The organism is Metabacillus arenae (genome assembly GCF_014773385.1).
Lineage (GTDB): Bacteria > Bacillota > Bacilli > Bacillales > Bacillaceae > Metabacillus_D > Metabacillus_D arenae.
In genome coordinates, this window is the sequence record NZ_JACXAI010000025.1 from 1 (window position 1) to 11836 (window position 11836).

At 38.5% G+C, this 11836-nt stretch carries 10 protein-coding genes and 1 other annotated feature; all 10 genes read left to right on the top strand.

What is annotated here, in order from left to right; all coding sequences use genetic code 11:
• Nucleotides 1–510: 510 nt before the first annotated feature.
• The 10 genes from IC621_RS17605 to udk all read left to right on the top strand — a co-directional run bounded on the left by IC621_RS17605 (nt 511) and on the right by udk (nt 11718).
• Nucleotides 511–1572, top strand: a complete 1062-nt coding sequence (locus tag IC621_RS17605) for an AI-2E family transporter (protein ID WP_191159849.1) — start codon at nt 511–513, stop codon at nt 1570–1572.
• Between the two features lie 43 nt (nt 1573–1615).
• Nucleotides 1616–1827, top strand: a binding site (T-box leader).
• Between the two features lie 252 nt (nt 1828–2079).
• The gene (alaS, locus tag IC621_RS17610) at nt 2080–4716 is read left to right on the top strand and encodes an alanine--tRNA ligase (RefSeq protein WP_191159851.1); all 2637 of its coding nucleotides are present in this window, start codon (nt 2080–2082) and stop codon (nt 4714–4716) included.
• A gap of 77 nt (nt 4717–4793) precedes the next feature.
• Nucleotides 4794–5063, top strand: a complete 270-nt coding sequence (locus IC621_RS17615; RefSeq protein ID WP_191159853.1) for an IreB family regulatory phosphoprotein — start codon at nt 4794–4796, stop codon at nt 5061–5063.
• Between the two features lie 6 nt (nt 5064–5069).
• On the top strand, nt 5070–5486 hold the full coding sequence (gene ruvX, locus IC621_RS17620; protein WP_191159855.1) for a Holliday junction resolvase RuvX: 417 nt from the start codon (nt 5070–5072) through the stop codon (nt 5484–5486).
• A gap of 19 nt (nt 5487–5505) precedes the next feature.
• Nucleotides 5506–5790, top strand: coding sequence for a DUF1292 domain-containing protein (locus tag IC621_RS17625; protein WP_191159857.1), 285 nt, complete (start codon nt 5506–5508; stop codon nt 5788–5790).
• Nucleotides 5791–6471: 681 nt separating this feature from the next.
• On the top strand, nt 6472–7599 hold the full coding sequence (gene mltG, locus IC621_RS17630; RefSeq protein WP_191159859.1) for an endolytic transglycosylase MltG: 1128 nt from the start codon (nt 6472–6474) through the stop codon (nt 7597–7599).
• A gap of 433 nt (nt 7600–8032) precedes the next feature.
• Nucleotides 8033–8683, top strand: a complete 651-nt coding sequence (locus IC621_RS17635; protein WP_191159861.1) for an O-methyltransferase — start codon at nt 8033–8035, stop codon at nt 8681–8683.
• On the top strand, nt 8680–9609 hold the full coding sequence (locus IC621_RS17640; RefSeq protein WP_191159863.1) for a peptidase U32 family protein: 930 nt from the start codon (nt 8680–8682) through the stop codon (nt 9607–9609). Before IC621_RS17635 ends, IC621_RS17640 begins: the two co-directional genes overlap by 4 nt.
• A 198-nt stretch (nt 9610–9807) precedes the next feature.
• Nucleotides 9808–11076 carry a peptidase U32 family protein gene (locus IC621_RS17645; protein WP_191159865.1) on the top strand — a complete coding sequence of 423 codons (1269 nt, stop codon included), beginning with the start codon at nt 9808–9810 and terminating at the stop codon, nt 11074–11076.
• A 6-nt stretch (nt 11077–11082) separates the two neighbouring features.
• Nucleotides 11083–11718, top strand: coding sequence for a uridine kinase (gene udk / locus IC621_RS17650; RefSeq protein ID WP_191159867.1), 636 nt, complete (start codon nt 11083–11085; stop codon nt 11716–11718).
• The last annotated feature ends 118 nt before the right edge of the window (nt 11719–11836 follow it).

Genomic DNA, 11836 nt, shown 5'->3' on the forward strand with positions numbered 1-11836 from the left:
GACATCATCTACAATCTCAAAGGTGAAGAAGAAAATGAAATATTGCGATAAACAAAGAAAATAAAAGTTTGTGTCTAAAATAAGGGGTCTAAACCGTTGTAGACAGTAAAAAGGAAGTGTAGCCAGTAAATAGGAGGAAGGCTTGAAGCACGTGAAGCCCAACCGCTAATAAATAAAAAGACCAGAATCTAGAGAAAGCCGATAAAAAAGATTCCGTCTGGTCCATAAATATGACTTTCGAAAATAAAAATGCTCATGTGGTCATTCACACCGAAAATTTGCTCATATTGAACTATTTTGGCTTAGTCATCATTTTAACAGGACAGAAAAAACCGAGAACTGGAAACCAAATTGATAGAACTGGCTTAAAAAAAGGAATCACGGGAATAGATTTGCTCATAAAATTTTTAACTGTTTCTTAAAATTCACTCTTCATTCTGGTGCACATTAAAACAGGATCGGTATAAAATCCATCAATTGTCATCACATTAAGAATGGAGGTGGTAATTAATGAGGGATAAGCAAATCAAGTGGTTGTTGAGTATTGCACTTCTGCTGTTAACGTTTCTAACGATTTATATGTTTTTAAAGCTTAATGTTCTATGGAATCCTTTAATTACAGTTGTTAAAGCAATTTTTGGACCGTTTTTGATTGCTGCCTTTATTACTTATTTACTTCACCCGCTAATTGAAAAGCTTCATGAATCAGGTGTGCAGCGCCCTTTAGCTATCTTTATTATTTATCTTTTATTTTTTGGTGCAATAGGCTATGGATTTTATCGGGGGATTCCGGTACTTATAGAACAATTGAAGGATTTGTCTAACAATATTCCATATATCGCAAAAACGTATAACAGCTGGCTTTCATTCATTCATAATCAAACAGACCATTGGCCTGATGGAATTCATGAAAGAATAGACGGCTTCTTTCATGATATAGAGATATGGATGAATCATGCGATTGATAAGGTATTAAGGAGTATAGGAAAGTTAGTGGATTACATCCTTGTCCTTGCTATCATCCCATTCCTTGTTTTCTATATGTTAAAGGATTTTGAAGTACTGAAAAAATCTGCATGGTATTTAACACCGAAAAAGTGGAGAAAACAAGGCCAACAATTTATGAAGGATTTAGATCACTCTCTTGGAAGCTATATTAGGGGGCAGTTTTTTGTTTGTGTTTTGATTGGTTTTTTAGCGTTTATCTCACTATGGATTTTTCAAGTCAGATACCCTTTAATATTAGGCCTGATTATTGGGATTACAAACATTATCCCTTATTTTGGTCCGCTGATTGGCGCTGTTCCTGCTCTCATCATTGCATCGACAATGTCGCCGAGAATCGTGTTGATGGTGGTTATCATTATTTTAACTTTGCAGTTTATTGAAGGGAACATCCTTGGGCCATTGATTGTTGGAAAAAGCTTGCATATGCATCCAATTGTTATTATGCTGGCTTTACTGGCGGGAGGAAAATTAGCTGGTATACTCGGAATGATTTTGGCCGTACCAGTCGTCGTGATTATGAAGGTATTGATTGTACATCTGGCTCAGCTTAAATGGCAGCATTGACAGAGGACAAATGCTTGTTCTATAATTCACCTTATAATACATATCAAATACTTTGATGGACATAAGTATGTTACAGTCCGATTTTTCAGAGAGGGATTTCCAAGGCTGAAAGAAATTCTAAATTGAGGGTAACAGAAAGCTAGTCCTGAGTGCAGGCAAAAACCTGCCGTTAGAGCAACGTTATGCTCATAAAGGTGATGGACCTAAATTTGTCCATAATCAGGGTGGTACCGCGAGTAAGCTCTCGTCCCTGTGTAATTGATTTTACATAGGGAGGGAGCTTTTTGAGGTTTCAAAAGTTTAAAGCTCGATAAAGTGTTAACCTATGGGCCACATGCTAATCTCTTTAAAAAAGCTTGTATTATGCTGGTCAAGAGGGAACAAGACACTATCCAGCTTTTCATTCTTTAGAAGAGCAGTAACTATATTATTACTGGAAGACTCGTATCCTATCTGTTTACCCGAGTAAGATTTTGGTTTTACCAAATTTAAAAAGGAGGAAGAGCAATGAAGTCATTAACTTCAGCACAAGTACGTCAATTGTTTCTAGATTTTTTCAAAGAAAAAGGTCATTCTGTGGAGCCTAGTGCGCCACTTGTACCTTATGAGGACCCTTCCTTGCTATGGATTAACAGTGGGGTAGCAACGTTAAAAAAGTATTTCGATGGACGTGTAATACCAGCAAACCCAAGAATTTGCAATGCTCAAAAATCGATTAGAACGAATGATATTGAGAATGTCGGCAAAACTGCTCGTCATCATACGTTCTTTGAAATGCTCGGCAATTTCTCAATAGGGGAATATTTTAAAGTAGAAGCGATTGAGTGGGCGTGGGAATTTTTAACGAGTGACAAGTGGATTGGTTTTAATCCTGAAAAGCTTTCAGTTACGATTCATCCTGAAGATCATGAAGCTTACGATATTTGGGTGGATAAGGTCGGTATTCCTGAGGAAAGAATAATCCGTTTAGAGGGGAACTTCTGGGATATTGGAGAAGGACCGAGCGGTCCGAATACAGAAATTTTCTATGACCGCGGGAAAGAGTATGGCAATGATTTAAATGATCCTGAACTGTATCCAGGCGGGGAAAATGAACGTTATTTGGAAATTTGGAATCTCGTTTTTTCACAATTCAACCACAACCCTGATCATACATATACTCCTCTGCCTAAGAAAAACATCGATACGGGAATGGGCCTTGAACGTATGGTATCTGTTATTCAAAATGTGCGCACAAACTATGACACCGATTTGTTTATGCCAATCATTGAATCAACTGAAACAATTTCAGGTGAAAAGTATTTACAGGACTATGAAAAGGATGTCGCTTTCAAAGTTATTGCAGATCATATCCGAACCGTAACCTTTGCAGTAGGAGACGGGGCTCTTCCTTCAAATGAAGGCCGGGGATATGTATTGCGCCGTTTATTGCGCAGAGCCGTGAGATATGCAAAAAAATTAGGAATCAATCGTCCATTTATGTACGAATTAGTCCCTGTTGTGTCCGAAATTATGATTGACTTTTATCCAGAAGTAAAAGAAAAGTCTGAATTTATAGCTAGAGTTATTAAAAATGAGGAAGAAAGGTTTCATGAAACTCTTAACGAAGGATTAGCTATTTTAGCGGATGTTATCAGGCAGGAAAAAGAAAATAACAGCAATGTAATTCCTGGAAAAGCGATTTTCAGACTATACGATACGTACGGATTCCCTGTTGAATTAACAGAGGAATATGCAGAAGATGAAAATATGGAAATGGACCATGAAGGCTTTGAAAAGGAGATGGACATTCAGCGTGAACGTGCAAGAACTGCCAGAGGGCATGTCGGTTCTATGCAGATTCAAGGCGGGGTTCTTGGTGATATTTCAGCAGAAAGTAAATTTTTGGGATATGAGACATTAGAAGCAGAAGTTAAAACGCTATATTTAATCTCAAATGGTCAGTTTATCCAGGAAGCCCATGAAGGGGACGAAATTCAGCTGATTACAAATCAAACTCCTTTCTATGCTGAAAGCGGCGGTCAAATAGCGGATGAAGGAACCATGCAAAATGAGGAAGTTGTTGTAAAAGTAAAAAATGTTCAAAAAGCTCCAAACGGACAAAATTTGCACACTGTGTTTGTAGAATCTGGGACTCTAAAGGAGAATATGTCTCTTGCAGCGAAAGTGAATAAAGAGACAAGAGGTGCCATAGTTAAAAATCATACAGCCACACATTTGCTTCATCAGGCTCTAAAGGATGTATTGGGAACACATGTTAATCAAGCAGGTTCCCTCGTAACAGCGGAAAGACTCCGTTTTGATTTCTCGCATTTTGGTCAAGTTACTTCCGAAGAGTTAACTAAAATTGAGCAAATTGTAAATGAAAAAGTGTGGCAAACTATTCCAGTTCAAAGCGATTACAAATCACTTGATGAAGCAAAGAAAATGGGCGCAATGGCCTTGTTTGGTGAAAAATATGGTGACATTGTCCGCGTAGTACAGGTGGGGGATTACAGTTTAGAGCTTTGCGGCGGTTGTCATGTGGATAATACCTCTTCGATCGGATTATTTAAAATAATATCCGAGACAGGTATAGGAGCTGGTACACGACGAATCGAGGCTGTTACAGGTCAAGGTGCTTATCAAATCATTAATGATCAGCTATCTGTTCTTGAGGATGTGGCTGCTAAATTAAAAACAAATCCAAAAGATGCAGCAAACCGCGTTGAGACCCTATTAGCTGAAAATCGAAGCCTGCAAAGAGAAAACGAATCACTAACATCAAAACTAGGAAATGTAGAAGCAGCAACGCTTGTAAATAAGGTCAAAGACGTAAATGGAGTAAAGGTGCTAGCAAGCAAAGTTAATGCTAAAGACATGAACAGCATCAGGTCAATGGTAGATGAGTTAAAGAATACGCTCGGTTCTGGAGTGGTCGTTTTAGGAGCAGCTCAAGGCGAGAAAGTGAACCTTGTAGCTGGGGTAACAAAGGATTTAATGGGTAAGGGGCTTCATGCCGGAAAATTAATTAAAGAAGTGGCCGAGCGCTGTGGTGGAGGAGGCGGAGGCCGTCCTGATATGGCGCAAGCGGGAGGAAAGGATCCCGGGCAGCTTAAGAGTGCACTTAATTATGTAGAAGAATGGGTTAAATCCGTTTTATAATTGTGGTTCATAGTGTAGAATGAAACTAAGAGATTGGACTAGCAGGTTCAGTGAATCTGAGAAAGAGGTGCTTATTCGTGGGTTCGTTTGATAAAACGATGAAATTTAATTTCTCTGATGACTCAATGGAGACGAATGTAAACGAAGTCCTATTCACCGTTTATGATGCCCTACAGGAAAAAGGGTATAATCCAATTAATCAAATTGTAGGATATTTACTCTCAGGAGACCCTGCCTACATTCCTCGTCATCGTGATGCGCGCAATTTAATCCGAAAGCTAGAGCGGGACGAACTTATCGAGGAGCTAGTGAAAGCATACCTTAAACAAAATCAGCGAAAGGCTTAAATCTAAATGAGAATATTAGGGTTGGATTATGGATCCAAGACCCTTGGTGTAGCATTGAGTGATGAAATGGGCTGGACTGCACAAGGGATTGAGACGGTTAAAATTGACGAAGAAGGCCAAAACTATGGATTGGAACGTTTAAGAGAAATCATTGAACAGGAAGCTGTCGAAAAGATTGTTCTAGGTTTGCCTAAGAATATGAACGGTTCCATTGGTCCAAGAGGAGAGGCGAGCAAAGCGTTTGCTGGATTACTTGAGGACACATTCAACCTTCCTGTTATTTTATGGGATGAACGATTATCGACCATGGCTGCTGAAAAAATGCTCATATCGGCAGATGTCAGCAGAAAAAAAAGAAAAAAAGTTATTGATAAGATGGCTGCTGTTGTTATCTTACAAGGCTTTCTAGACAGCCGAAACTAAGAATAAGGTGGAATGAAATATGGAACATGGAGATAAGCAAATTACAGTAGTCGATGAAAATGGAAACGAACAATTATGTGAGGTTCTGTTTACTTTTGAATCTGATGAATTCAGCAAATCTTATGTATTGTACTACCCAGTAGGCGGAGAGCACGAAGATGAGGATGACATAGAGATACACGCATCAAGCTTTGTCCCTTCTGAAGATGGAATCGATGGAGAGCTTCAGCCGATTGAATCCGAAGAAGAGTGGGATATGATTGAGGAAATGCTTAACACTTTTCTCGATAATGAGGATGAATAATTTAGAAAAGCTCAGGGGCGTTAGTCCTTCGGCGACAAGCAAAATACGAGCCGTCTGGAAGGTTGTTCTTTAACTTTCTAGACGGATTGTCCCTGACACTCGGAGCTGGACAACGACTACTCTCTTTGCCACGTTAATATTTCAATTAACGTAAACTTTCTGACAATACAAAAAAGAAGTCTTCTCACCGAAGACTTCTTTTTTGTTCTTGGTGCTCTAGGTTGTTCTAGGGCGCCCTTGCCCTTTTTTAACTACCCGAGTTACGAGGCTTTTCTAGGATAATTTCCTTGTTTAAAGATTAATTTCAGCCGAAAATGGATAATCTCTCATCTGAGGGATTTGAACCATGTTCTTTAATGGAAGAGCATTTTTCTAATAGCAACCATCACACACAAGGGAAAATAGTAACAAATTGCCGAATCTCATCAAATTTTGTAGTATAATAAAGGGAAACTTTCAGGCAGTGGGGATTTTTTATCCCACTGTTAGAAAGCCTGAGGCCTGCAGGAAGCAGGTCACACAGACGAAAACATCAAAAAGCGGCGCTCATAGTCTGTGTTCAATTTTCAGGACCTATGCGGGCAAGTTGTCTCCACCTAATATTTTGCTCCCCAGAATATAAAGATGGGGATCTTACTTCCCGTTAAGAATGAGTTAAACAGGCGAGAGGAGGACTCCAACATGAGTGATTCAAAGAAGGATTCGATACATACTAAGCTCCTTCAGCAACATACTGAAGCAAAGGTAGTCAGAAAAATAGTACTTACCGTTTTCATCTCCTTAATTATTATATTTTCGGGAGTGATTGGCGGGGGCTATCTTTATATTAAATCTGCACTGAAGCCTGTTAATCCAAAGAATACTGATCCGGTGATGGTAGAAATTCCAATCGGATCCTCTGTTAGTTCTATTGCTGGTATTCTTGAAGATAACGGATTAATTAAGAATAAGCATATTTTTAAATACTATGTAAAGTTTAAAAGTGAATCTGGTTTCCAAGCAGGAGAGTACCAGTTAAATCAAGCTATGGACTTTCAAGAAATGATTGATTTAATGAAAACAGGTAAAGTATCAGAAAATGTTACCTTTCAAATCACCATACCAGAAGGCAGACAACTATCTGAAATAGCAGCTCTTATAGCTAAAAGTGCTCCTTATTCAGAAAAAGAAGTTTTAAACAAGCTTCAGGATAAGAAATTTATTGATTACTTAAAAAAGAAATATCCTGATACGCTAACAAATGAAATTGATAAGAAACACATTAAATATGCTTTAGAAGGGTATCTATATCCAGCCACTTATCCTTTTTATGAAAAGAAACCTTCTTTAGAAGACATCATAGAACCAATGGTGCAGCAGACAAATAAAATGGTCTTAAACTATTTGCCGAAAATTGAAGAAAAGAAAATGAATGTCCATCAATTTTTAACAATGGCTTCTTTAATTGAGGAAGAAGCAACTGAAAAAGCAGATCGAGACAAAATATCTAGCGTGTTTTATAACCGGATAGAAGAGGGGATGCCCCTTCAAACAGATCCAACCGTTTTATATGCGTTAGGGGAACATAAGGATCGAGTTTTATATGATGATTTAGAGGTGGATTCACTTTATAACACATACAAAAATACAGGACTGCCGCCAGGTCCGATTGCAAATGCAGGCGAAAGCTCCTTTGCTGCTGCACTCGAACCTGAAAATACGGACTTTCTATATTTCCTCGCAACAAGAAAAGGAGAAGTTATCTTCACCAAAACCTTAAAAGAGCACAATAAAGAAAAAGCAAAGCATATTACAAAACAGAATAAATGACAATTATTGGGGAAGTGAATCATATTCGCATTCCCCTTTTGTTTGTGGTAAAATATATCGAGTTGTTACTAGAAAAGCGGAAGCGCCTTGAACAGCCCCGACAAGCATAAGACGAGCCTCACAGAAAGGCCGCTTTTGCCTTTTTGAGAGGATTGGCTTATGACCTCGAGGGGCTAGGCGCTGCAGCTAGACAATAAAGAAAAGCAGAAGCGCCTTGAACAGCCCCGACAAGCATAAGACGAGCCTCACAGAAAGGCCGCTTTTGCCTTTTTGAGAGGATTGGCTTATGACCTAAGGACCGATTGCGCCTGGAGCTGGACAATGAAGAAAAGCAGAAGCATAAAGATAAAAACGGCCAGAGGAGTTCTTATTAGAGCTCTCTTTTTTGCGGAGATTTGCGAGATTGGCTTTGTGATCGGAGGAAGAAGCTGGAATGAATGAGACAAACGAGTATTTAGAAAGTCTGCTGCCTAAGCGTTCGGACGAAGTTTCTGAAATCGAACAATTTGCGAAGGATCATGATGTACCGATTATGGAGCCATCTGCCATTGCTGTTCTTCTTCAACTCCTCACTTTAAAAAAGCCTGGAAAAATCTTAGAAATTGGAGCTGCTATTGGATACTCATCCATTCGTATGGCTCAGACATTACCTTATACTTCTATCATAACGATTGAAAGGGACGAGCAGCGTTATGAAGAAGCAATGTCGAATATACAAAAACTGAACTTAGAAGGCAGAATCTCCCTTATTAAAGGAGATGCATTAGAATTATATGAGATCGTTAAAATGAATGCACCATACGATGTTTTATTTATAGATGCGGCAAAAGGGCAATATAAACGATTTTTTGAGTTATATGAGCCATTGTTGTCTCAATCAGGAATGATTGTGACTGACAACGTACTATTTAAGGGGTTAGTAGCAGGAAGCATTGACCATATTGAAAGCAGACGGGTTCGAAGCCTGATCAAAAAGATTAGACACTATAATGAATGGCTGAATGCACATCCTGATTACCAAACAACAATTCTGCCGATTGGAGATGGAATTGCTGTAAGTTTAAAAAGAGGTGAAGAAAGATGAAGAAACCGGAATTACTTGTTACACCTACACAGGTTGAAGATATAGAAAAGCTTGCACATGCAGGCGCAAATGCATTTATCGTTGGACAAGAGCGGTATGGCCTCCGTTTAGCTGGTGAGTTTAACCGCGGGGCTGTTCAAGAAGCGGTAGAAATTGCCCATAACATGCAAACAAAACTATATGTAGCGATGAATGCCCTTTTTCATAATGAAAAAGTTGAAGAACTAACTGAATATATCCAGTTTTTAGATCAAATCAAGGTTGATGGAATTGTATTTGGAGATCCTGCTGTATTAATGGCAGCAAGAGAAGCCGCCCCGAATATGAAGCTTCATTGGAACACAGAAACAACGGCTACCAACTGGTACTCTTGTAATTACTGGGGAAGAAAAGGTGCGAAGAGAGCTGTATTAGCCAGAGAGTTAAATATGGATGCAGTCGTTGAAATTAAAGAGCATGCAGAGGTTGAAGTGGAAGTACAGGTTCATGGAATGACATGCATGTTCCAATCAAAACGTTCACTTATCGGCAACTATTTTGAATATCAAGGAAAAGTAATGGAAATTGAAAATAGAAAAAGGGACACAGGTCTTTTTTTACATGATAAAGAGAGAAATAATAAATACCCAATCTATGAGGATGAGAATGGGACTCATATTATGAGTCCAAACGATATATGCATCATTGATGAATTGGAAGATATGATCGATGCGGAAGTTGATTCTTTTAAAATCGATGGAGTATTGAAGACACCTGAATATTTAATTGAAGTAACAAAAAAATACCGCAAAGCGATTGATCTGTGTGTAGACAATAGAGAAGAATATGAAGAAATAAAAGATCAGCTTTTAAATGAAATTGAAGAAATACAACCAACTAACCGCCCTTTAGATACAGGATTTTTCTTTAAAGAAACGGTTTACTAATAAGTTTTTTCTAAGAGATTGTTACTATTTTCAAATGAAGAGTCCTATAAATAGAAGCAATCGGTGAATTGCCGATTGCAGCTGGTCTCACCGTATACCTCTAATCTCAAGAGATAATCAATTTTTGAAGCGAAGGACTTTGTAGAAGGCTGCTAGTAAAGTTCGTAAAAACAGCCTATTAAAAAAGGAGGAATGAACATGGCTGCTGTGAAAGATAGAATCTCATCTATTGTTGGTGGAAAGCGTACCATAACTAAAAAACCTGAGCTGTTAGCACCGGCAGGCAACCTCGAGAAATTAAAGATTGCTGTCCACTATGGAGCTGATGCTGTATTTATTGGAGGAAAAGAATTTGGACTTCGTTCAAATGCAGATAATTTTTCAATAGAAGAAATGGCAGAGGGCGTTCAATTTGCAAACAAATACGGAGCAAGAATTTATGTTACAACAAATATTTTTGCTCATAACGAAAACATGGACGGTTTGGAAGATTATTTGAAAGGTTTAGAATCTGCGGGGGTTTCCGGAATTATTGTCGCAGATCCTCTTATCATTGAAACCTGCCGCCGCGTAGCACCAGCGCTTGAAGTCCATTTAAGCACCCAACAATCTTTATCAAACTGGAAAGCGGTTCAGTTTTGGAAGGAAGAAGGGCTTGAAAGAGTCGTGTTAGCGCGTGAAACAAGTGCTGAAGAAATCCAAGAAATGAAAGAAAAAGTGGATATTGAAATTGAAACATTTATCCACGGAGCGATGTGTATTGCTTATTCAGGACGATGTACATTAAGTAACCATATGACAGCTCGTGATTCCAATCGAGGAGGGTGCTGTCAATCCTGTCGCTGGGACTATGATCTCTTTAAATTAGAGAATAATCAGGAAACACCTCTTTTCGATGAAAAGGATGCCGCATTTGCCATGAGCCCGAAAGATTTAAAGCTTATTGAGTCTATCCCTAGAATGATAGAACTAGGAATTGACAGCTTGAAAATTGAAGGCCGTATGAAATCAATCCATTATGTTGCTACAGTAGTAAGTGTTTATCGAAAGGTTATTGATGCATACTGTGCTGATCCTGAAAACTTTACGATTCAAAAAGAATGGCTTGAAGAATTAGACAAATGCGCGAACCGTGATACTGCTCCAGCCTTTTTTGAAGGTGTACCTGGCATGCAGGAGCAAATGTTCGGAGTTCATGGAAAGAAAACAACATTTGACTTTGTTGGTCTTGTTCTGGAGTATGATGAGAAAACCAAAATGGTTACACTGCAACAACGCAATTTCTTCAAACCAGGGGACGAATTAGAATTTTTCGGACCTGAAATTGAAAACTTTACTCATGTTATTGATAAGCTTTGGGATGAAGATGGAGAAGAGCTTGATGCAGCCCGCCATCCTCTGCAAATTGTTAAATTTAAAGTTGACAGACCTGTCTTCCCAAACAATATGATGAGAAAGGGGAAATAATCCGCAATGGGAAAAAGGCCCATAGTAATTGGAGTAGCTGGAGGATCGGGTTCTGGTAAAACAAGCGTAACAAAAGCGATATATGAACATTTTAAAGGTCATTCCATTCTTATGCTTGAGCAGGATTTTTACTACAAGGATCAAGCCCATCTTCCTTTTGAAGAAAGACTTAAAACCAACTATGATCACCCTTTGGCTTTTGACAATGATTTGCTTATTGACCACATCAAACAGCTATTAAATTATGAACAAGTTGCAAAACCTGTTTATGACTATAAAATGCATACCCGCTCAAATGAAGTCATTATGGTTGAACCAAGGGATGTAATCATCCTTGAAGGAATATTGGTCCTTGAAGATGAGAGAATGCGTAATCTGATGGACATAAAATTGTTTGTCGATACAGATGCAGACCTAAGGATAATTAGAAGAATGCTGCGAGATATTAAAGAACGAGGCCGTTCGATAGATTCTGTCATTGAACAATATATTTCTGTAGTTCGCCCTATGCATAATCAATTTGTTGAACCTACAAAACGCTATGCAGACATTATCATACCTGAAGGCGGACAAAATCATGTGGCAGTAGATTTAATGGTCACAAAAATTCAAACAATTCTTGAACTGAATGCTATTTTGTAATAACATAGCATAGATAAAGAGTACAGAGATCATATTATGTATTAAGCTGGATCGCTTGAATAGAAGGCCTTTTCCTATTCAAGCGTCTAAGTCTAAGTTTTTGCAAATTCACTTAATC